Origin of the sequence: Acinetobacter sp. PC34 (assembly GCF_051789135.1) — a bacterium.
GTDB lineage: Bacteria > Pseudomonadota > Gammaproteobacteria > Pseudomonadales > Moraxellaceae > Acinetobacter > Acinetobacter johnsonii.
Genome location: NZ_CP196664.1, coordinates 2507866 through 2530576, shown reverse-complemented (window position 1 = coordinate 2530576; position 22711 = coordinate 2507866). Strand labels below are relative to the sequence as shown.

The 22711-nt window shown below is 42.2% G+C and carries 22 protein-coding genes and 1 pseudogene; 10 read left to right on the top strand and 13 right to left on the bottom strand.

The annotated features are described in order from the left end of the window. Positions 1–303: 303 nt before the first annotated feature. Genes ACSC9N_RS12360 through ACSC9N_RS12350 form a run of 3 tightly spaced genes read left to right on the top strand, consistent with a single transcriptional unit; the run spans position 304 to position 3964 of the window. Positions 304–1962 carry a phosphoethanolamine transferase gene (locus ACSC9N_RS12360; RefSeq protein ID WP_058952175.1) on the top strand — a complete coding sequence of 553 codons (1659 nt, stop codon included), beginning with the start codon at positions 304–306 and terminating at the stop codon, positions 1960–1962. Between the two features lie 3 nt (positions 1963–1965). After that, the gene (locus ACSC9N_RS12355) at positions 1966–2646 is read left to right on the top strand and encodes a response regulator transcription factor (protein WP_058952174.1); all 681 of its coding nucleotides are present in this window, start codon (positions 1966–1968) and stop codon (positions 2644–2646) included. 1 nt (position 2647) lies between these two features. Then, positions 2648–3964, top strand: coding sequence for an ATP-binding protein (locus ACSC9N_RS12350; RefSeq protein WP_058952173.1), 1317 nt, complete (start codon positions 2648–2650; stop codon positions 3962–3964). On the opposite strand, the gene ACSC9N_RS12345 is transcribed toward ACSC9N_RS12350, so the two are convergent. Further along, entirely contained in the window at positions 3954–4664 is a 711-nt protein-coding gene (locus tag ACSC9N_RS12345; RefSeq protein WP_058952172.1) for a phosphatase PAP2 family protein, read from the bottom strand. The genes ACSC9N_RS12350 and ACSC9N_RS12345 overlap by 11 nt on opposite strands. 164 nt (positions 4665–4828) lie before the next feature. Here ACSC9N_RS12345 and ACSC9N_RS12340 point away from each other — a divergent pair, with 164 nt between their 5' ends. Then, the gene (locus ACSC9N_RS12340; protein ID WP_058952171.1) at positions 4829–5521 is read left to right on the top strand and encodes an HAD family hydrolase; all 693 of its coding nucleotides are present in this window, start codon (positions 4829–4831) and stop codon (positions 5519–5521) included. A gap of 71 nt (positions 5522–5592) precedes the next feature. Here ACSC9N_RS12340 and ACSC9N_RS12335 read toward each other — a convergent pair whose 3' ends face one another. Next, positions 5593–6780, bottom strand: coding sequence for an ammonium transporter (locus ACSC9N_RS12335; protein ID WP_058952170.1), 1188 nt, complete (start codon positions 6778–6780; stop codon positions 5593–5595). A gap of 724 nt (positions 6781–7504) precedes the next feature. Between ACSC9N_RS12335 and ACSC9N_RS12330 the strand changes: the two genes are divergently transcribed. Then, positions 7505–8227 carry a carbonic anhydrase gene (locus ACSC9N_RS12330; RefSeq protein WP_058952532.1) on the top strand — a complete coding sequence of 241 codons (723 nt, stop codon included), beginning with the start codon at positions 7505–7507 and terminating at the stop codon, positions 8225–8227. Positions 8228–8289: 62 nt separating this feature from the next. On the opposite strand, the gene ACSC9N_RS12325 is transcribed toward ACSC9N_RS12330, so the two are convergent. The 5 genes from ACSC9N_RS12325 to ACSC9N_RS12305 all read right to left on the bottom strand — a co-directional run bounded on the left by ACSC9N_RS12325 (position 8290) and on the right by ACSC9N_RS12305 (position 12452). Then, a complete protein-coding gene (locus tag ACSC9N_RS12325) occupies positions 8290–9015 on the bottom strand; it encodes an amino acid ABC transporter ATP-binding protein (RefSeq protein ID WP_171253719.1) in 726 nt (241 codons plus the stop codon). Between the two features lie 14 nt (positions 9016–9029). Continuing rightward, positions 9030–9713, bottom strand: coding sequence for an ABC transporter permease subunit (locus tag ACSC9N_RS12320; protein ID WP_058952168.1), 684 nt, complete (start codon positions 9711–9713; stop codon positions 9030–9032). Beyond that, positions 9713–10456 (bottom strand): amino acid ABC transporter permease, encoded by a 744-nt coding sequence (locus ACSC9N_RS12315; RefSeq protein ID WP_058952167.1) that lies wholly within the window; start codon positions 10454–10456, stop codon positions 9713–9715. Before ACSC9N_RS12315 ends, ACSC9N_RS12320 begins: the two co-directional genes overlap by 1 nt. Before the next feature lie 68 nt (positions 10457–10524). Continuing rightward, on the bottom strand, positions 10525–11469 hold the full coding sequence (locus tag ACSC9N_RS12310; RefSeq protein ID WP_010326225.1) for a transporter substrate-binding domain-containing protein: 945 nt from the start codon (positions 11467–11469) through the stop codon (positions 10525–10527). A gap of 560 nt (positions 11470–12029) precedes the next feature. Beyond that, a complete protein-coding gene (locus ACSC9N_RS12305; protein ID WP_004694572.1) occupies positions 12030–12452 on the bottom strand; it encodes a hypothetical protein in 423 nt (140 codons plus the stop codon). A 287-nt stretch (positions 12453–12739) separates the two neighbouring features. Between ACSC9N_RS12305 and ACSC9N_RS12300 the strand changes: the two genes are divergently transcribed. The 4 genes from ACSC9N_RS12300 to ACSC9N_RS12285 all read left to right on the top strand — a co-directional run bounded on the left by ACSC9N_RS12300 (position 12740) and on the right by ACSC9N_RS12285 (position 15462). Continuing rightward, a complete protein-coding gene (locus tag ACSC9N_RS12300; RefSeq protein WP_058952166.1) occupies positions 12740–13018 on the top strand; it encodes a hypothetical protein in 279 nt (92 codons plus the stop codon). 164 nt (positions 13019–13182) lie between these two features. Beyond that, entirely contained in the window at positions 13183–14889 is a 1707-nt protein-coding gene (locus tag ACSC9N_RS12295; protein WP_058952165.1) for a mechanosensitive ion channel, read from the top strand. Positions 14890–14950: 61 nt separating this feature from the next. Next, a complete protein-coding gene (locus ACSC9N_RS12290; protein ID WP_058952164.1) occupies positions 14951–15142 on the top strand; it encodes a hypothetical protein in 192 nt (63 codons plus the stop codon). Between the two features lie 167 nt (positions 15143–15309). After that, positions 15310–15462 (top strand): hypothetical protein, encoded by a 153-nt coding sequence (locus tag ACSC9N_RS12285; RefSeq protein ID WP_164996887.1) that lies wholly within the window; start codon positions 15310–15312, stop codon positions 15460–15462. A gap of 21 nt (positions 15463–15483) precedes the next feature. Here ACSC9N_RS12285 and ACSC9N_RS12280 read toward each other — a convergent pair whose 3' ends face one another. The 5 genes from ACSC9N_RS12280 to ACSC9N_RS12260 all read right to left on the bottom strand — a co-directional run bounded on the left by ACSC9N_RS12280 (position 15484) and on the right by ACSC9N_RS12260 (position 21082). After that, the gene (locus tag ACSC9N_RS12280; protein WP_058952163.1) at positions 15484–16683 is read right to left on the bottom strand and encodes an NAD(P)/FAD-dependent oxidoreductase; all 1200 of its coding nucleotides are present in this window, start codon (positions 16681–16683) and stop codon (positions 15484–15486) included. A gap of 64 nt (positions 16684–16747) precedes the next feature. Beyond that, positions 16748–17617 (bottom strand): 1-aminocyclopropane-1-carboxylate deaminase/D-cysteine desulfhydrase, encoded by an 870-nt coding sequence (locus ACSC9N_RS12275; protein WP_058952162.1) that lies wholly within the window; start codon positions 17615–17617, stop codon positions 16748–16750. 64 nt (positions 17618–17681) lie between these two features. After that, a complete protein-coding gene (locus ACSC9N_RS12270) occupies positions 17682–18839 on the bottom strand; it encodes an HlyD family secretion protein (protein ID WP_439036043.1) in 1158 nt (385 codons plus the stop codon). 32 nt (positions 18840–18871) lie between these two features. Next, complete coding sequence (locus ACSC9N_RS12265) at positions 18872–20521, bottom strand: MFS transporter (protein WP_058952160.1); 1650 nt, start codon at positions 20519–20521, stop codon at positions 18872–18874. Positions 20522–20533: 12 nt separating this feature from the next. Further along, complete coding sequence (locus ACSC9N_RS12260; protein WP_058952159.1) at positions 20534–21082, bottom strand: TetR/AcrR family transcriptional regulator; 549 nt, start codon at positions 21080–21082, stop codon at positions 20534–20536. A 545-nt stretch (positions 21083–21627) separates the two neighbouring features. Here ACSC9N_RS12260 and ACSC9N_RS12255 point away from each other — a divergent pair. Beyond that, complete coding sequence (locus ACSC9N_RS12255; protein ID WP_058952158.1) at positions 21628–21831, top strand: NF038215 family lipoprotein; 204 nt, start codon at positions 21628–21630, stop codon at positions 21829–21831. Positions 21832–22038: 207 nt separating this feature from the next. Here ACSC9N_RS12255 and ACSC9N_RS12250 read toward each other — a convergent pair. Further along, a pseudogene (locus ACSC9N_RS12250) lies at positions 22039–22493 on the bottom strand (DIP1984 family protein). Positions 22494–22711 lie beyond the last annotated feature (218 nt).

Below are 22711 nucleotides of genomic sequence, written 5' to 3'. Positions count from 1 at the left end.
TATTTGGAGCTCGTCCGTTCTTTTGCGTAGCCAAAAGAACCAAAAACATTTGTCATCCGCAAAACCTTTTGCTTTTCTGCATTTAAATGATCATTCTGCAAAAATATTCCTTTTAAATGGACATGCAGGTTGCGGATGACGTTTCCGCGTATCAAATAATATTGGGCGGCTCAAAAAGGGCATCTGATTGCTTAACTGATCGGTATGACTTTATATATTCGGCCACAGCGCCTTTTTTATTTAAGCGAGTTTTAAGTTTAGAAAACTACATTGGGGCATCCGCTCAGCAAGACATGATTTAAAATGTTCAATTTGCAGTCTATTTTTAAAGAAGTTTCACTTTCGCGCTTTAACATCTATTTGGCGCTGTGGTTAGCCGTGGTTTTAAACGTGATGTTCTATAAGCAAGTTCAGTTGCTTACACCGTATCATGATTTCAAAGCTTATGCCTTTATCGGCGCTACCATTTTGGTGGTGTTGGCTTTTTATCATTTGGTTTTTCAGCTGTTACAGTGGCGGCCGATGGCTAAAGGGTTGGCTGCGTTATTGATCATCATTGGTGGAATGAGTGCGTATTTTGTCAACAGTTTAGGCGTTTCGATCACACCAGATCAGATCCAAAACATGATGCAAACCGATGGCAATGAAGTGCGCGACTTGTTGTCATGGCGTCTAGTACTGTGGATTGGGGCGATGGTGGTGCTACCTTTAGTCGTTTTATTTAAGGTTAAAATCCGCCGTGATCCTTTTAAAACCGTGTTACTGCACAAGCTGTTCGGTAGTGCAGTTTCTATTTTACTGATTGCAGGCATGTTGTTTATTTTCTTTGTTGATTATGCCGCGATTTTCCGTGAGCATCGTGATCTCAAAGGGATGATTTCACCGCAAAATGCGATCAGTTCAACCCTGTCGTATTATAAAAAGAATCGACCACAGCAGCATTTACCGTTAGTGACTTATGGTGAAGATGCTCATTTGATGAAGCAAGTCGGACAGCAAAACTTGCCGAAATTGATGGTTTTGGTGGTCGGTGAAACGGCACGTGCAGAAAGTTTTTCTTTAAATGGCTATGCGAAAAAGACCAATCCTGAGCTGGAAAAACTCAATGTCATCAACTTTAATCAAGTCAGTTCTTGCGGGACAGCCACTGCGGTTTCTGTGCCTTGTATGTTTTCAGGCATGCCACGTGAAAACTATGATGCACAGTTAGCGCACCACCGTGAAGGTTTATTAGATCTTGCACAGCGTGCTGGTTACAAAGTGACATGGATTGACAATAACTCTGGCTGTAAAGGCGTTTGTGATCGGGTTGAACAGTATAAAATTCCAGAACCGATACAGAAAAAATGGTGTTCAGCCGATGGCGAATGTACCGATGAAATTTTGGTGGATAGCTTAAAAGCCTATATGGCTGGTATTGCGGCTGATGATAAAACGCCACGTTTAATTGTGTTACACCAAATGGGCAGTCATGGACCAGCTTACTATAAGCGTTCAACGCCTAAGTTTCAGCCTTTCCAACCGATGTGTGAAACCAATGCCATTCAAGCCTGCACACCTGAACAGCTGAAAAATAGTTATGACAACTCCATTGTTTATACCGACCATGTGTTGAGTCAACTGATCGGTGTATTAAAGCAAAACTCAAACTTTGAGACCGGTTTTTGGTATTTATCTGACCATGGTGAGTCGACTGGTGAGCACGGGCTGTATTTACATGGTTCACCTTATGCTATTGCACCGAGCCAACAGACCCACGTGCCGATGCTGATGTGGTTTTCAGAAACATGGCAAAAGCAGAATCCGCAACAAATCGCTTGCTTAGGGCAACAAAAAAGCCAAGAATTAAGCCAAGATCATTTGTTCCCAAGCTTATTGAGTTTACTTGGGGTAAAAAGTACGGTGATTGATTCAAAAAATAATATGTTAGAACACTGTACCGCGACCAAAGTGAGCGCTTAGAACATGTCAAAAATATTGATTATTGAAGATGATTTTATGATTGCTGAGTCCACACAAACGCTGCTGCGTTATCAGCAGTTTGATGTGGTGTGGGTCAACAATGGTTTTGATGGTTTAAAGCAATTACAACAATATCCATTTGATGTGGTGTTGCTGGATTTGGGCCTACCGATGATGGATGGGATGCAGGTTCTAAAAAATATCCGTTCGCTTTATCCGACTTTGCCTGTGTTGATTATTTCGGCACGAGATCAGTTACAAAACCGAGTCGATGGTTTAAACCATGGCGCGGATGATTACTTAATTAAGCCTTATGAGTTTGATGAGTTGCTGGCACGTATTCATGCGCTATTACGTCGCAGTGGAGCGTTAAAACAGCACAAGCAAAGCCAGACTTTAAGTTATGCAGGTCTAGAGTTAGATGAAGATTTGCACTTAGCCAAGTACAAAGGGCAGACTATTGATTTGTCGAACCGTGAATGGGCTATTTTAATTCCTCTGGTCAGTCATCCCAATAAAATTTTTTCCAAAACCAATTTGGAAGAAAAGCTCTATGACCTTGACTCGGAAATTAACAGCAATACCATTGAAGTTTATATTCACCATTTGCGTGCCAAGCTTGGCAAAGACTTTATCCGTACCATTCGAGGGCTAGGCTATCGTTTGGGGCAGGTTGAAGCATAAAATGGTGAAGTCGACTCCTGTTTCCTTAAAGCGTCAACTGATTACCTATACCTCTTTATTTAGTATTGTGATGGGCTGTTTGTTGGTGATTGCAGCGTATCGCATTGCCCTTGAAGAGACCAATGAGATCCTCGATGCACAAATGCGTAATTTGGCAGAGCGTGTTGCAGCGCATGATCCCGCTCCAATTAAGAGCGAGTTTGAAGCGGACAGACACTATCACGAAGAAGATTTATTTGTAGATGTCTGGTCGTATGGACTGCCTGAACAACGGCAACATGAGTTTGATTTATTAATACAACCCGTTAAAAAAGCGGGGTTTTATACTCACCATACAGCACAAGGCTTATGGAATACCTATGTGCTGCCAACAGAGAAGTACCAGATTCAAGTCAGCCAACAGCGCAGTGTAAGACAAAAGCTGGCTTTAGAGCTGGCGGCTAATATGTTGATTCCATATTTACTGTTTATGCCTTTGGCTTTATGGGGACTGAGTTGGATTATTGGGCGTAGTCTAAAGCCCTTAGATGAGTTTAAAGCGGAACTTGCACAGCGTGAACCGCATGAACTGAGTGAGATTCGGCCCGATGGTTATCCTTTGGAAATTCTTCCGACCATCAATGAAATGAACCGTTTATTTGAACGAATTTCGCTGTCGCAACAAGAACAAAAGCAATTTATTGCCGACGCAGCGCATGAGCTCAGAACCCCCATTACCGCACTGAATTTGCAAATGAAAATTTTGTTGCATGAATTTCCAGAACACCAAGCGTTAAAAAACTTAAGTCTAGGCTTAATTCGGATTCAACATTTGGTGTCACAACTGCTCAATTTGGCAAAACAGGATGCTTCTGTACCAAGTTTAGAACCTACACAAAGACTAGGGTTAAGTGATGTGGCGGTTGAATGTATGGAGCAACTGATGGAGCTGGCGCTAGCCAAAAACATTGATTTGGGCTTGGAACAGCATGAAGCACTTTGGATAGAAACTCAAAGTTCAGCCTTACATTCTATTATCTATAATCTCTTAGATAATGCGATTAAATATACGCCTGAACAGGGTGTGATTAATGTCTTTATTTATCAGCAAGATCAGCAAGCCATTGTTCAAATTGAAGACAGTGGGCCGGGGATTGCGCCAGAACTTTATGATCATATCTTAAAGCGTTTCTATCGCGTACATCACCATCTGGAAGTCGGCAGTGGATTGGGTTTATCCATTGTCGATAAAGCCGCAGAAAAAATTGGCGCCAAACTGCACTTTGGACAAAGTACAGGATTGGGCGGCTTAAAAGTTCAAGTGATTTTTAAACTGTAGTTTCTGCTTGATTTGGGCTGGACTGTATAAACTGCTTATAACACAGCGCATATGCCAGTACATTGACCAGCCAAATTACCCACGCGGTCCATAAATTGTGACTGAGGAAATGTGCACCCCGCATCATTTGCGCCCAACCCATGACAAAGCCTAGAATTAGGGCAGCAAGCAAATAAAACCACGCGCGTTTGGGTTCATTTAGACGGTATACGAAATATCCCACAAAGAGCGCAAAACCTGTTGCGGCATGTCCTCCAGGGAAGCAATGCCCTGCGCTGGCGGATAAGTCCCAAAAGAAATCATGTGCCGTGGCCAGAGTCATATCCCATGGGCAGGCATGTGCGGATTGTGATTTTAAAATCCCAATGAGGCTGGTACTGATGAGGACTAAGCCAATGAAATAGCCATTTTGCCAACGCTGGGGCTTGAACGTAGCCCTTTTATATGAAGCGAGCCATTTCAGCAAATAAATCACATACACCGCGATGATGATGTCTTTGACATAACGGTGATTCAGTTCTGCTAAGGCCCAGTCGCGCTTTAGTGGAAAATGACCAGTTTGATCCATAAAGGGGTGAATTAGTTGTAAGTCGATGGTGCCTGCCACAGGGAAGAGCAGCCACAATATGGCAAAACCCAGCGTCAAAATAAAAAACTGAAGGATGAAAAAACGTTGCTGATCCGACACAAGTGAGGCCATGTTCTAAAAATAAGCGCTATTCCAACAGTGTCAGCTTAAACGAGGCTTAACATAAACGCTGTTTCATCTACTTTAGCATGATCTGTGTTTTGGTTATCGTTTTAAGGCGAATACAAAGTGTCGTTTCAGTGTTAGATTTGCTCTCAAACACATGAGGTTTAAACATGTCGATACGTGCTGTTCTATTTGATTTGGATAATACCTTGACGCATCGTGGGCGAAGTGTTGCGACCTTTAGTCAAGATCTTGCCGATACTTATCAAAGCCAACTTAACTGCGTTGATGTGGAGCAGATTGAGTCGATTGTGAATCGGATCGACAATGGTGGCTATCCCTTAAAAGAGTATTTAACCCATCCCAGTATTGGTGCTTCAGTGGCTTACGCTTTGCTACAGGAGTTAAACTGGCAGGCGCCTCCACATTTAGAAGAGTTAAGCAATTTTTGGTTTGCACAGTTTGGTCATAGTGCTGTGGCGATGCCTGAGGCTGAACAAACGCTGACCCGTCTAAAGCAAGCAGGATATAAACTCGCCATTATTTCAAATGGCGGTCATGCCACACGGCTGTCTATATTAAATGGCTTGGGCTTTCAGCATTATTTTGATGTGATTAATAGCTCTGGATTGTTTGGTCAAGCCAAACCCCAAGCTGATATTTTTATTGACACCGCACAGCAATTGGCTGTTGAGGTGGAGCAGTGCTTATTTATCGGTGATCATCCTATTAATGATGTACAAGGTGCGCAGCAGGCAGGAATGCAAGCGCTGTGGCTATCAGGCTTTCATGTTCCTTCAGTACAGATGACTGCACCGAGTATCACGGCATTGTCCGAGATTTTTGATTATTTAGAAAGCTAAAAGCCCCTTATAATGTTCAATAGGAATAAAAAAAAGCGGCCCATGTGAGCCGCACTAAAATGCAAATGCGTTTAGAACATGCTGTCATCTGAGTTGGCAGAGATTTTATGAATAGATAAATCTGCACCGCGGAATTCATCTTCTTGGCTTAAACGGATGCCCATCGTGGCTTTTAAAGCGCCATAGACCACCAATCCACCAATAACAGCAATACCAATTGCTAAGAGCGTACCAATCAGCTGTGACATCATCGCAACACCGCCTAAGCCCCCAAGCCATTTTTGACCAAAGATCCCGACTGCAAGCCCACCAAAGGCACCACATACGCCGTGCAAAGGCCATACTCCGAGTACATCATCGACTTTCAGCTTGTTTTGGGTGTAGGTGAAAAGTTTGACAAAAATCAGTCCAGCAATGGCGCCAATCACCAATGCCCCAATCGGATGTACGACATCCGAACCTGCGCAAATTGCAACGAGACCAGCTAAGGGCCCATTGTGTAAGAAGCCTGGGTCATTTTTTCCTGCGAAGTTGGCTGCCAAGGTTCCGCCAACCATTGCCATAAGTGAGTTAATCGCGACCAGTCCTGAAATTGCATCTAAACGCTGTGCACTCATCACGTTAAAGCCAAACCAACCCACGATCAAAATCCATGAACCTAAAGCCAAGAAAGGAATAGAGGAAGGAGGATGCGCACTGACACGACCATCTTTCTTGTAGCGTCCATCACGTGCACCGAGTAAAACCACCGCAGCCAAAGCGATCCAGCCTCCCATAGCATGTACAACCACTGAACCTGCGAAGTCATGGAAACTTGCGCCGAAAGTATCTTGTAGCCACTGCTGTAAACCAAAGTTGCCATTCCACGCGATCCCTTCAAAAAAAGGATAAACCAAGGCCACTAATAACACGGTTGCAATCGCTTGTGAGCGCATTTTAGCACGCTCGGCAATACCGCCAGAAATAATCGCTGGAATTGCGGCTGCAAAAGTGAGCAGGAAAAAACAGCGCATCAGGTTATAGCCATGATCCGCCGCTAAGGTATCCCCAATATGGAAAAAATGGTGTCCATAGGAAATATAGTAACCTACAAAGAAGTAGGCGATTGCAGAAAGTGAAAAGTCCGTTAAAATTTTGCTTAAAGCATTGACTTGGTTTTTATGACGAACTGTCCCTAGTTCTAAAAAAGCAAAGCCTGCATGCATGGCAAGGACTAAAACCGCACCAAGAAGAAGAAAAAGTAAGTCAATATTTTGCATGTTTGGGTTCCATTTGAGTGCAAAATTTTGCAAAAAGAAACCCAGTATACTGATGCTTGTAATTTCGTGAAGATTTCAGCAAAAAGGAAATATTGATTAAGTTTTGCTTAAAAATAACAAGACTCGATATAAAGCAAAACTATGCACCATGATGGTGTTTGTGCATTGCAGTGGTGCATGGGTTAAAATATAAGTTAATATTAAGTTTATGAATATATTATGTTTATCTAAGTTTCTTTATTTTAAATATACAGGTGTATATTTTATCTCTTAAGTTAAACCCAAAAAGTAGCAACACAAAAAATGATAAAAAAATTCGGTCAGCAGCTATTGTGAGCTGAGTCTCCGTTGCTTTGTTCTCTTTTGGAACGCTCATGCCATGAAATGTGCGTGCTGATTGTGCATCAGTGAAAGATTTTAAACATGATTGTATTTTCTCATTCTTATTTTAATTTATCACGGATAAAAGGTGAATAATCACATAACTGCATGTAATTAATTGTAATTATTGTCATATATGATCAGTCCTATTTCATCGTTTTACATCTAAAACGAGACAAAATAGTCGGGCAATATTGGCTTTTTGCTGAAAAGTCATGATTACAGAGTTTGCACAAAAAACAAAGACAAGCAGGCAGAATTGGCATTTTAGGTTTTGCTGCTTGAGCGTGATTTCTTAGAGGATATTGGGGCGTTTTAAACTGATATTTTTTGATGGATTATGATGAAGAAAAAACTAATAGCAACATTGTTTGGTCTCCCATGTGTGATGGCTTGGGCCAGTAGTGAAGTAACTTCGGATTGGGGTTATCAAGCACAAACAGCACCGCAGTATTGGAGCCAGCTCAATAGCAAATACCAAACTTGTGCGGGGCATAATCAATCGCCCATTAATATTGAGCATGTTATTTCAGCAGACCTTGCGGCACTTGATTTTGATTATAAAACGGCTGCAACGAGTATCGTGAAGCTCCCTCATACTTTACAAGCCAATTTTCATCAAGGCAGTTATTTAAGTTTAGAAGGAGAACGATTTCAATTATTACAAATGCATTTACATAGCCCTTCAGAAAATACGATCCACGGCAAAAACTTTCCAATGGAATTACATTTAGTCCATGCTTCTGAAAAAGGGGAGCTGGCTGTGGTTGCAGTGATGTATGAACAAGGGAAAAAGAATCAAGCACTTGATGGACTATGGCAGCAGTATAGGCAACCCCAGAAAGCACTCAATTTAAACGCAGATCAATTTCTGCCGACACATCGCGAGTACTACCGTTTTAATGGTTCGCTCACGACACCACCGTGTACTGAAGGTGTACGTTGGGTGGTCTTAAAAGATATTCAGCAGGCATCAGCACAGCAAATCGCAAACTTCGCTGCACTGATGGGGTATCCGAATAATCGTCCTGTTCAAGCCACCAATGCGCGCTTGGTTTTAGACTAGAGCGTGAATTAAAAAAGCAGATCACACGATCTGCTTTTTTAATGTGGGATAACACGTCTGTGCTAGTGCAAGATCTTGTCTAAAAACTGTTGAGCACGATCACCACGTTTGGTGTTAAAGAAATCATCTTTGCTACAGTCTTCGACAATTTTACCTTGATCCATAAACAACACACGGTTGGCCACTTGGCGGGCAAAGCCCATTTCATGGGTGACACACATCATGGTCATGCCTTCATGTGCTAACTCGACCATCACATCAAGAACTTCATTAATCATTTCAGGGTCAAGTGCCGATGTCGGCTCATCAAACAACATGGCAATCGGATCCATGCTTAATGCACGGGCAATTGCGACACGTTGTTGTTGTCCACCTGAAAGTTGTGCTGGAAATTTATGTGCATGTGCACTCAGCCCAACCCGTTCTAAATAGCCTAAGCCTTTCTTTTTCGCTTCAGCTTCAGAGCGTCCCAATACTTTAATTTGGGCAATGGTTAAATTTTCAGTAATGCTGAGATGTGGAAACAACTCGAAATGCTGAAACACCATGCCTACGCGACTGCGTAATTTGGTCAAATCTGTTTTCGGGTCTTTGATGGGAATTCCATCGACTGTGATTTGACCTTGTTGGAAATCTTCCAGTCCATTCACTGTTTTAATCAGGGTCGATTTGCCTGAGCCGGATGGACCACAGACCACCACCACTTCACCTTGGCAAATTTGTGTGGTGCAATCGGTTAATACTTGAAAATCGCCATACCATTTACTGACATTTTGGAGGTCAATCATTACTTTTTGGTCGCTCATACGCTTAACCTCCTTTGTAATCGTTTTACTGCATATGTGGCTAGCATACTGATGGTGAAATACACTAGGCCTGCAAATAAAATATATTGCGTTAATAGAGACATCAAATCGCCCCGCACGTAGTTGGTGCGGAAAAAGTCGAGTAGGCCAATGGCGTACACCATGGTCGAGTCTTGGAATAAGATGATGGTTTGCTGTAACAGCAGCGGTGTCATTTTACGAAAGGCTTGCGGCAAAATGATTAAACGCATGGACTGACCATAGGTCATGCCTAGTGCATAAGCCGCGGCAGACTGTCCTTTAGGAATTGATTGAATCCCTGCACGTACAATTTCTGAGAAATAAGCCGCTTCAAACAGCATGAACGCTACAATACTTGAGACCAAAGCGGTATCAATGGTCAGGTAACTTCCCGTGACTGTGGTGTAGATGAACGGTACAGCAAAGTAGAACCACATCAATACCAACAGCAGTGGAATCGAGCGAAATAAATTGACATAGCCTTGGGCAATTAAATTCAGGACGCGAATTGAAGACAAACGCATCAGTGCCAACAGCGTGCCAATGAAAATACCGCCAATGGTGGCAATACAGACCACTTTTAAAGTGATGCTTAAACCATGCCATAGGGCAGGTGCAGATAACTGCAAATCATGGGTAAATGCGGTGAGCCATTCCATTATTTAGCTCCTGCAATTAAACCTGGGACACGTAAGCGTTTTTCAAGCAGCGTCATTAAGGTAATTAGGCACACGTTGATAACGATGAAAATAATCGTGACATAGGTATAGATTTCGATGGTGTTCTGTGTATATTCGCTGATGGTTTTCATCTGAGAAATAATCTCGGAGACCCCAACCAAAGAGGCCACAGAAGTATTCTTGACGCAGTTGGTCAACTCTGAGCTCAGAGGCGGCAAAATCGTACGGAAGGACTGCGGTAAAATGACATAGCGGTATAGTTGTGCGGTACTAAACCCCATGGCATAACCTGCATTCACCTGTCCTGTCGGTAAGGCTTCAATACCTGTGCGGACTTGTTCGCAGACACGTGCTGCGGTAAACAGTCCAAGACCAATACTGGCTGAAATCAGCGCTGTTGTTCCTGCACTTAAATCATTAATCCACCATGACTTAATCGGACCAGGTAAGAAATTCGGCACCACATAAAACCAAATAAATAATTGGATCAGTAGCGGTACATTACGAAAAATGGTGACGTAACCAGTGCCGATAGAACGTGCGGTTTTATTGGGAAGCGTGCGCATAATGCCGAGAATACTTCCGAGCACCATTGCAATGCTCCAAGCCACAATGGCAATAACAAACAGCCAGCCTAAACCAATCAAAATCCAACTGAGATAGGTGCTATCTCCGACGCCTGTGGATTGCCAAAGGACGGCCCAGTTCCAGGTATAATTCATGACAATCCCCTAAAATAGGTCAGGCAAAGAAACTTTGCCTGAGTGAACATTAATCTTTCCCTTATCGTTTACTGATCACGGTCATGTGGGTTTGCAATTAAGGCTTTAAGTTGGTCTGACATAGCAAAGTTCAGGTTAATGTTTTTCGGTGGAATTGGTTGTTCAAACCATTTGTTGTACATCTTGTTAATTTCACCTGAGCTATAAGTGGCTTTAATTGCATCATCAACCACTTGCTTAAAGCCTGTGTCACCTTTACGCAACATACAGCCATAAACTTCTTGAATTGGTGCTGTACCAACAATGTGCCACTTGTTTGGATCTTTGGCTTTCGATTTTTCTCCAGCAAGTAAAATGTCATCCATCATAAACGCAGCAGCACGACCGCTTTGGAGCATTAAGAATGATTCAGCATGGTCTTTAGCAGAAATCACTTCACCAATACCGAGTTCTTTTTCATGCTGACGGATATAGCGTTCAGAGGTTGTTCCTGCTGTCGTTACTAATTTTTTGCCTTTTAAGTCAGCAAAGTCCTTCACGCCTGAATCGGTTGCAGTAAGTAAACGTGAACCCACTTCAAAGAAGCCCACAGAAAAATCAACTTGTTGCTGGCGTTCTTTGTTGTTTGTAGTTGAACCACATTCAAGATCGACTGTGCCATTTGAAACCAATGGAATACGGTTTTGGCTGGTGACTAAGTTATAGCGAACTTTCAAATCAGGCATATTCAGCTTTTGTTTAACAGCTTCAACCACTTTGAGCTGTAAATCATGTGCATAACCGACTGGTTGATTTGGGTTGTCTGCGATATAGGAGAATGGAATAGAGGAGTCACGGTAACCTAAAACAATGGTTCCTGATTTTTTAATCTTATCTAAAGTGCCTGACTGTGAAGCATCTGCGCCAGTGCTAGCTGCATCCGTTGCAGGTGCTTTGTTGTCGCTACATGCACTGAGGCTCAGCGCAAGTGCACTTGCACAAAATAAGGCAGAAAGATTACGTTGCATGGTCATGTACAAACTCCTTTTGTTTGCAGCATCAATTGCATTGTTTTTATCAAAAACGTCAGAATTGGGTTAAAGCTTTATTCTGTGCAAAAGATGTTCTTTTTATGGTATTTTTTTACAGCTTAGTCTGCATCTTAATCGAGATTGCTTTTGCTGCTCAAGTGGGATTTTTAATATTTTGTTAATAATGCTTTAAATAAGTGCATCGCTATATTCCTCTGATATTAAAAAGAAAATTATGCATAATGCGTGCCATTTCAAGTTTCATAATTCATTTTATTAGGCTAATGTCTAATGCCACAGGGTTCGCTATGCGTTTCGTTATGGATGCATGACAGAATGGATTTTGTTCGTGTAGAACATGCTAAAACTGCAATAGCAAAGGAAAGTGCTTTATTTTGAAGATGATCCGTTTTATGACGCAGTATATAAAAGTCAGTTAGATTCGGTTTACTGTCCTACGTTTTCTGCAGAGGATTAAAAAATAAAAGCGACTGTACGTTATGAACAAATGACGGGGCACAATCGCAAGGGGAGGAGATGAGCAGGTGTGTATCAAGAAGTGCTTAGTGCACAAACATATCCATATATTCACGGATTTCAGAAATAGCCGTTTCAATATCCGTCGTCAGCCATGTTGGCTCAAACAGTCCAATATAGTGATCTAAACGGTCTTGTGGTACAACTAAACGCACAGGACATTCTTCTTCCAGTAAGCGCCAAGGAATGATGGGGGTTTCATTGTCTAAAAAGGCTTGCACATTTCGAATGTCAATAATCATGGCATTGACACATTCAGGAAAAGGCATCACTGAAAACTCTTCAGTACGACGACGGAAAAACTCCAGATCGCCCCATTTTAGAATATAACTAGGCTTAGAAAATTCAATAATACCAATAAGATGTTGGTCTCGCGTGTAGTGCAAATGACATTGGTGCGTAACATCAGTGTCTAAATCAAGCGTTACACTTTGTTGACGATATGCCATAAAGTCCAAAAACAGCTAAAACAAGGTGCATAATTATAGCGCAAATTCAGTTGAAGAGCGCTGTTCGCCAGACTCTTTTTGTCTATGCCTAGGTGAAATACTTTTTATATGACTTTTAACACTAAATTGATAGATGAATGACTGTTTTTAAAACCTTAAAAAATAATAACTTATCTTAAGATGAATCGTTTGTTTACTATCTCACTATGCTTTGAAACACAATGCTACACAAGCAGTTGTTAGTATAAAAATTCGACAACTTGATAATAGAAAATTGAGGGGGAGCTATGACACATGATTTCAATAAACCGCCCCATGTACAAACGCCAGAGGAGCGGCAAAAGAAAAAACGCGTGCCTGTGTATATGTTGGCATTGGTCGGAATTTTCTTAATCGCATTATTACTTTATATGTTTGCAGATACCAAGCCAAATCCGAATGAGGCGCCTCCAGGACATCCGAATCCGAGTGCAGAGCCTGCAACACCGAATAATAGCACCACTGCAACAGCAGGTGACGAAGCGGTAGCCACCGATAGCAATACGGCGACTGCAACTGACCGCTAAATGTAACTAAAGCCCTTGTAATGTACAGGGGTTTTTTATTTAGCAGTCATCAAAAAGGTATTCCATTTCACATTCATACCTCATGGCAGACAATCACTTCAAAACTAAAATCTGTATTTGAGCAAAGGTCGCTGTGAGGTAGACATAACAAGAGGGAGAACAAAATGAATGATTATGTAGGGCATCAGGGTCGATTTGATGCGATGTATTATTGGGACCAGTTTCACCCGATCCTGTCCGCAATCGCCATCCTGATCATTGGTTGGATTATTGCATTATTGATTGCAGGTGCTGTGAAAAAGGTTTTAACCAAACTTGGGACCAACCAAAAACTTTCCAGTGCTACCGGCCATCGCTCAAATATTGAAAATATTATCTCTCGGGTTGTGTTTTGGCTCATCTTGATTATTGCGGTGATTGGTGCACTCAATGTCCTTAATCTCACCAGTGTAAGTGGGCCATTTAGTAGTATGGTTCAACAGTTCTTGTTGTTTATTCCACAACTACTGGCTGCTGTTGCTGTGGGTTTTATTGGCTGGATTGTGGCAAATCTGGTCAAAGTGGGTTTACAAAAAGGACTGGATCGGACTCAGCTAGATGAAAAGCTCAGCCAGGATGTCGGAGTCAGTACGCTGAGTCAAAACATCAGTGAAATTGTCTATTGGCTGATTTTATTACTATTCTTACCCATTGTTTTGTCGATACTCGGTCTAACTGGGCTGCTCTTTCCGATCCAAAATATGGTCAATGAAGCCGTACTGTATCTGCCAAATATCTTTATTGCGGGTGTAATTGTTTTTGCGGGCTATATTCTGGCAAAAATTGTACGGGGCATTATTGAGGGTTTATTGAGAAGTCTAGATGTACAAAAACAGGTTGAAAAAGTAGGACTGTTTAAAAACTCAGATTTGGCCAAAGTGCTCGGATCTTTTGTTTTTGCAATCGTTATTATCACAGCGCTTATTATTGCGTTTGAAGCTTTAGGCATTGATGCAATTTCTCAACCAGCGACGGCCATGCTGTATGAAATCATGAATGCAATTCCGCACATCATTGCAGCGGCATTAATTTTAATTTTGGCCTATGTGGTGTCACGTTTTGTCGCAAGTCTTGTAGTTGAAGTCTTGTCGGGAACAGGTGTAGATGACATTCCAAACAAAGTTGGCTTGCAACGTTTCTTAGGAAACACCAAAGCATCTTGCGTTGTGGGTTATTTTATTGTGTTCTTTACCATGCTATTTGCGGTTTCTGAAGCAGCAAATCGACTCGGCTTTGAACAGATCAGTGGTTTGATTGCGATGTTTATCCAGTTTGGTGCAAACATCCTATTAGGTGCAGTCATTCTGGGCGTGGGCTTCTGGCTGGCGAACTTGGTTGCTCAGGTGATTGAGCGTGGTGAATACAACAGCTCTCGTTGGGTGGCGAACATTGTACGTGTCTTGATCATTGGCTTGGTATTGGCGATGGGCTTGCGTGCAATGGGTATCGCAGATTCGATTGTGAATTTGGCCTTTGGCTTAACGCTTGGTGCGGTTGCTATTGCTTTTGCACTGGCTTTTGGTCTCGGTGGGCGTCAACCTGCGGAACGGGTTTTGACCGATTTGTTAGATAAAGCCAAAAAAGAAGGTAGTCAGCCTAATCCACTTTATCAGGCCAAAGCTGAAAGCACACAATCCGCACAAGGCAAAGAAGAGCATGCCTCACTGAAAGAGCAAATGGATACACCAACGGTTGCAGAGGAATATCAACATGCAGATGATATTCCAACTACAGCAGAGGTCGATCCTGCGCATAAACCTTTAAATAAACCTTTTGGTTCAACTGGTGAAGCTGAGCAAGATATTGACGTTCACCCCAAAGATCCAGACTAAATTAATCACACTAAACACCGACCGCTGATGGCGGTTGGTGTTTTTTTATTGGAGTAAACTCATGTCAAAAAAAGCCCCAAATAAATATTTTGCCCCAATCATCATCGCGGGTATTACGGTTGGATTTTTTGTGAGTGCTTATAAATTTGTATTTGCAAAACCGAAGACTAGTGAGATAAAGCATACCAATGCCGAAAGAATACCGACTGCGGCAACTGAAGGCCGTGATGCGGATGAATCTGATGAAAAATAATACAAAAGTCTATAGTGTGGAATGAAATTTAATTTGGTATGTTTGATGCATGTGGAATATGGATATTTCATAAATTAGAAATACTTACATGCCTATACTTTTGTGATAGCTGCATGGACATTTCACGATTTATTTTTATAAATTGCAGTTTAAAAAGGAAAAAACAGATGATACAAATATTAAAAAAAACATTGATGATGAAACGTTCAGTGATCCAGCCGAGCCATGTCCATATTGCCATTGCGAAAATGGACTTAGCACTTGCCCGTCAGCGGAAGCAAAAGCAGTGCGTACTGCTACGCACTGATTATTTAGAATAATTTATCATTTAAGCAGATGGCTTAGACATATTCTGATGCGGCATGCGCAGATGACCATGCCCACTGGAAGTTAAAGCCACCCAAATGTCCTGTAACATCCAATATTTCCCCCACAAAGTACAAGCCTTTTTGCTTTTTACTTTCCATGGTTTTCGATGAAACTTCAGTGGTGTCTACACCGCCTAAAGTCACCTCAGCAGTACGGTAGCCTTCGGTTCCTGATGGTTTGACTTCAAACGCATGCAAGCGCGTTGCAATGTGTTCGAGTTTTTCATCCGAAAGCTGACCTATCGCTGTTTCAGCCAGTTCTGGCCAAATGAGGTTTTGCAGTTCAACTACCACACTTTTAGGGAAATGTTCACCCAGTAAAGTACGCAGCAGGGCTTTGGGTTGACTGTCCTTCTTAGCTTTTAAGTAGTCGTGCAAATCCACACTTGGCAAGAAGTCAATTTTGAAGCTTTGTCCCACATCCCAATAATTCGACAGTTGTAGCGAGCTTGGCCCACTGAGTCCACGATGGGTAAATAAAAGGGCTTCGGTGAAAGCGTTTAAGTCATTTGATAAAGTCGCATCGACCGCGTTGCCACTTAAGCGTGTGGTCACTTCTTTGAAGCTATCCGAGAAGGTAAAAGGCACCAAACCCGCGCGGGTTGGATAAACATGATGACCAAATTGTTTGGCAATTTCATAGCCAATCCCTGAGCCGCCTAAGGTCGGAATAGATAAACCACCCGACGCAATGACCACAGATTCGGCTTCAAAATAACCTAGTGTCGTGGCAATTTGAAAACCTTGCTCTTCTAGGGCGGTGATGGCTTTCACTTCACAGTTGGTTTTAATATCGACCAAACCTGTTTTTTCACACTCGCTCAACAGCATAGCTAAAATTTCTTTGGCACCTTTTAGGGTGAAAAGCTGACCATGTTTACGTTCTTCATATTCAATGCCGTATTCACAAACTAGGCCTATAAAATCCCAATTGGTATAGCGGGTGAGGGCTGAAATTACAAAGTGAGGATTATGTGAAATAAAGTTGCTTGGTTCGACATAAAGGTTGGTAAAGTTACATTTACCACCACCCGACATAAGAATTTTTTTGCCGACTTTATTGGCTTTTTCTACCACCACGACTTTACGTCCACGCTGAGCTGCCATATAGGCTGTCATTAAGCCAGATGCACCAGCACCTAAAACTAAGACATCATATTGATTTGTGGACATGACACACTCACGGGAGAATAAAGCAGGGCATTATAGACCATCTTTTTTGCTTTTTCAGGACTATCTAAAGTGCGGCTAAACGACCTTGCAGCCCGCCAGAATGAATTATTAAAATGCGATGATCTACTGGAAATATCCCTTGTTGAATTAAATCGGTTAAGCCCAATAGCATTTTGCCTGTATAAATCTGTTCCAGTGGAATGTCATATTGCTGTTCAAAAGCATGGATAAACTGTAATAACTCAGTATTAGTTTTGGCATAACCACCACAGCAATATTGATCGGTAATTTGCCAATTCCGTTTTTCAGTCAGTTGCTCTAGCTCTCGACTCAAAAAGTCCCCTTTGAGCGCGGAGAAGCCCAAAATTTGCTGCTGTGAATGACTGGCTTCAATGAGACCCGCAATGGTGCCACCTGTGCCCACGGCACAACAAATCAGATCGAAATTTTGTCGATCTGCATCAGAGAGAATTTCTGTGCAGCCTTGAATCGCAAGAGGGTTGGTTCCGCCTTCAGGAATCACATAATAATCAGGGTAATGTTGTTGTAACTGTGCCAAGTAGGCTGGGCTTTGCTTTTGCCGATAGGCTTCTCGTGTCACAAACTGCAACTGCATGCCGAATTGCTGTGCTGTATTTAAGGTTGTATTCAAAGCTTTACTGGCTAGTTCTTCGCCTCGAATAATGCCTAAACTTTCAAATCCAAATAACTGCGCTGCATAAGCCGTCGCGGCAATATGATTGGAATAGGCACCGCCAAAAGTCAGCAGTTTTTTATAGCCTTGTTTCTGTGCCGTCAACAGGTTGTATTTGAGTTTAAAAAATTTATTGCCTGAAATGTATGGATGGACCAAGTCTAAACGTTTGATGCTGATATTGATCCCGCCAACACTGATGTGCTGATAGGGAATGGACTGCGCAATCTGTTCAAACATAGGACTTTTATCAATCAGGTTGAGTGCTTAGTGTAAGTGAAAAATGGCGGTTTTTTTCACAGGATTATTCCTTTGCTGCATGTGTATCGACCGAGCTAATCACGGACATGCCTGGGCGTAAATTTTCAATGCCCGTTTGATTCGGATCAATTGCAATCCGTACCGCAATGCGTTGTACCACTTTGGTAAAGTTACCTGTCGCATTATCAGCTTTAAGCACACTGAACTCTGAGCCTGCAGCTGGGGAAATTTGCTCGACATGGCCTGTAAATTTCTGATGATTGAGGGCATCCACCGTGAACCATGCTTTTTGTCCAATTTTCATGTTGGCAATTTGAGTTTCTTTAAAGTTTGCAGTGACCCACGTCTGCTGCGGAATCAGATAGAGCAACTGTGTGCCTGCTGCCACATATTGTCCCACGCGTGGATTGACTTCACCCAGTTGTCCATCCATCGGGGCGATAATGCTGCTGTAGTTTTTGGTGGTTTTGGCCTGATCCAGCTGTGCAGCGGCATTGGTCACTTGTGCTTTGAGTCCTGTTTCAGCCACTTGTGCGGTTTTGAGCGCTTCTTTCGCCACCAATACATTGGCCTGTGCTTGTTGCAGTAAGGCTAAATTATTTTGGGTATCGGCAAAGGCTTTGTCTTGCTCTGATTTAGACGCTGCGCCAGAGTCGCCTAACTGTTGATAGCGCTGCTGTTGTGCCAACGAGAGTTGATAGGCTGCTCGAGCTTGTTCGACCTTGGCTTCTGCCGCCACAATATCGGCTTTACGCTGTGCAATATTTTGGCTTTGGTTAGATAGGTTATTTTGCGCTTGATCCACCCCAGCTTCAGCCTGCGTGACTTTTTGGTCATAAGTAGTGGCATCAATATGCATCAACACCTGTCCTTTTTTGACGTGATCAAAATCACTGACCAACACATCTTTGACATAGCCATTAATTTGCGAAGAAAGCACCGTGGTTTTGCCTTTGACATAGCTGTTGTCAGTGGACTCAACGGCACTGTCAAATGGTCCAATTTTCCACGCCCACAAGATGATGCCAATACCGATGATCAGTACTAAAAACATCAAAATCAAGGTACGTTTCGCTGTTGGAATTAGTTTGCTGGGTGGAGGAGTAACGGGTGCTGTTGCCGTTGGCTGTTCAGCCTCAGGCGTATTTTCAGAAGTTACATTTGTTTCAGCAGGTGCTACTGGTTTTTGATCTTCAGACATAACAATTTCTCAATAAATAGGGAGCAGTGGCATTAGGCAGGACCAATTTTCGCTTGTTGTCGCAGTTGATATTGATTCCGTGCAATTAGGAATGTCCCCCACAACAACAGCAGCATGGCAACGATGCCATTGAAACTAATCACATCGTTATAGGCACGTACTTGAGCCTCTCGAGTCACCACTTGATTGAGATTTTTTAAGGCTTGTTGTTGCTCTAACTGCTGATCGAGTGTGTAAGTATGCGAACTTTGTTGATACGCTAAAAGGCGCTGTGCAATCAATGGATTGGTTTCGGGGAGTTGTTGAATCATCTCAGCACGATAGTTTTGTGTTCGGACTTGTTGATAGGTGGAGTAAAACGATGAACCGACTAAGCCACCAAATGTTTGAGTCGCTGAAAATAAAACAATGAATGTGACAATATGAGTAGGGCCTTTTTGCATGGCGCTTAAGATCCCTGTGATCAAGAGTGGACCAATAAACACACCACTGGCAAAGCCCACCAAAAACTGACTGCCGTAGAAGTTGGAAGGGCGAATATCGCTGGTAAGGTGAAAATCTAGTCCGCAAGCAATCAACACCAAAGCTTCGGCTAATAGTAAGTGCCAAATAATCCGTTCACGTGAAAAAGTGATGGCACTAAATAAGGTACCAGACACGATGCCTAAAAAGATCACCACATAGAGCGGAACAAATTGATCGGGTCCCATGCCCATCGTTTTGAGAAAACTCACGGCAGCATAACTTTGCTCTGACATTAAGAAGCGAATTGCAAAAGCGCCGATGATAAAACGAAGCGTGGACGATGTCCCCAGCCAACGCGTCATAATCAGCGGATTGACCCGATAATGCTCATAGACCAAACCAATCACAATCAGGCTAAACCCTGCAATTAAAAGGTATGCCAACCACTTCACTTCAAACCACCACAAGATAGGCCCTTGGGTCAGCACAATACACAAAAAGGCAAAACCGGGCGCAAGTAGGGCAAAGGTGAAGAAGTCTTGCTTTTCAAAAACAGCAATTCTTAAACTACGGGGCAACTTCAGCGACACCACCATTGCGAAACAGCACAGGGCTAAACCAATTTCAAAGGTATACAGGACATTCCAGTTATTGACGTCAATGAGATACGGAGAAATGATCCATGCCAAAGGAATACCGAGCTGCTGAAAGCCTAAAGCCAAATAGATACTGCGACCAAAATTTTCCCGCTTAAAGGCCTGCATAATGTAATACATGCCTAAGGAGCTGAGTGGTGCTGCAACCATGCCGCTAATGAAACGTACCAGTACGGCCATTTCAAAGGTATGTACAAAGACGTGTAAAACCAAAACTACAATAAAAATCAGTAAGCCAATTTCAGAGAATAGACGCAGGCCATATTGTTGGCGGGCTTTAAACAGAATCAGGTTCGCACTGACATTGGCCATCACATAAGCCGCAGGAATCCATGCCACCTCAGAGGGTGTTAGCCCATATTCACCCTGAATTAAGGGCAAATTTGCAGTAATGAAACCATTACTGAGACTTGCAGACAGTGCGACAAACAAGCCAATAAAAAAATATATGAAGCGCTTAGGCGTGGAGTGCGCGATCACGGCAGGAGAGCCGGGTAGGGTTGGCTTTTCTTCTGCTGTCCAGTTTGGCGCAGGTTCGAGTAAACGCGGTGGCTGTGTCATGAGTGGTGACCTTTATGCCCGAATACCGTTGAGTAAGAGTTCAATTGCACGTTGTGCAAGTTGTTGTTGCTCTATATCGGTCAACCCTTGAAATGAAGTCCTTAAAATGGCCGTAATCATGGCGTAATCTTGGGTGGTCAAATCGGGGCGGCATACGCCGTGTCGAATGGCTTGATCAATCAAAGGCTGTAAAATCGCATCGCGGCGCGCGTAGATATCGACCATGACGGGATCATCACGATCAATCACCCGCCAATACTCCATCAGTGCGGTTAAATAGGGCAAGTTATAAACATGGTTTTCAATTAAACGGATAAAACCATCGTCATATTGAGAAAACGCTTCTGCACGAACTGCGAGACGTTCCAATGCTTGTTCCATGAGTGCAATCACCAAGGCACGACGGTCATCAAAATTACGATAAAACGTCGCCCGCCCGACATTGGCGGCATCAATTACCAGTTGTAAGGGGGCATTGATCCCGTGTGTACGAAAAACCTGAACCGCAGCTTCGAGCAGTTCTTCACGGTTTTGTGCTGCACGCTGTTGACGACTGGTCATGGTGATTATTTCATTTAATTTGGAAGTGCTATTATTTAACGGACAAAAGTGTCCGTTGTAAATATTGAATCCTGTAAAATTTTGTAAATTACTTTGCGTTTTTCTAATTTAATCTAATTTCGATAAGAAATATGCTACTCGAAAACGTCATCTGCAACCTGCATGGTGTAAATAAGATAATGTTTTATTCGCTATATTTTAATGAATCCAAGAAATGAACAGGTTTTGCAGATGACAATGGTTTTGCCTACTTTTGCCTAAACAAAAGTAGGGCGAGCCGCAGGCTGATGAAGAAATTGAATAAAACAAGATAAGACTCCGCCAAGATAGTTTTTTAAATATGTCGAATAAATATTTAGATCGAATTTTGGTTAACTTAAATCATTCATGTTATTGTTTTATTTATGAATGATTGATATTTATTTTATAAAGAAAATTCACAGAGAACCCTCATGTAGATGGATAAGAGTTGTAACAAAGTCGATAGGATTGGAAAAATAAAAGTGCTATGCTGAAAGCACAATAATGATAAATGAGGGGCTATGATGAAAACCTTATCTACCCTAGTATTGGTTTTATTGCTCACTCAACTGACCGCGTGTGATGCAAAAAAGGATTTGAATCAGCCTAGAACTGAGGCTCGTACCATGATTATTGGTGGTGTTCCTGTGCATGATCGTGACTATAAACTTCCATCACAAGATATGGCTTTTAATCAGAAAAAGCCTCCACAGGCTGATGCCTACTAATAGGTAAAAATAGGGAGGCATATTGTCAGTACATGGTGGTGCAAGGTGCGATGTGCAGTATAAAAGATGCATTGTGCTACGCCAGATTTGTGAAAATGTGAAGTAGACGTCTTACTTCCTGCAAACGTTTGTTGAATTAAAGCCTTACAAACGTATAAAAGGCCTTGTACTCGCCCAATATGCCCAAACTGTTGTTGCTCAACTTGGCTAGACCAGTTCTATTTGCCAATTTGAAGCTTGAATCTCTAAGTTGTTTTGCCTGAGTTGCTGGCTAATTGCATCGGCTTGTTTTTGCAAGTCTGCAACCGTAATGGTTTTAACCCAGCGAATTTCACTCGAACTATAACGACCATTTTCACGTCGTGAACTATCGATGGCCTGTTGAATTATACGATGCTGTTGTGTGAGTAAATCACGTGTGTTTAAAACACTGAGCATGGATTGACCCGTGCTGGTTTTACTTGAGCATTGGTCGCATGAATTCTTTCAATCAGATGATGTAACTCTGTATTTACACTAAAAGCCTCACCCATCAGCGCATTGGGGTCTTCACTCAGTTCATCGCCTTCTTGGATTAGCACATTATTGTTGATGCGTTGTTGTAAAGAGGTGAGTTTGGTTTGTAAATCACTACGCAATAAAAGTGCTTCTGCTAGTTTCATAGATTTGTTTTTAAAGTTTTAGATGAGTCTTATGCTGCATCTGTACAGTCAAAGCTTCAAGTGAGTTTTGTAATTTTTATGAAATCTAAAATCATGAGAAAACGATAGAAAAGCACTTAGTCAGTTTCGGTATTTTATTTAAAACGTGGAGGTGTTTTTCCTATGTTGATTAGTCAATTTATTTACTAATGAGGTATAAAGTTTTATCTAATTTTTCT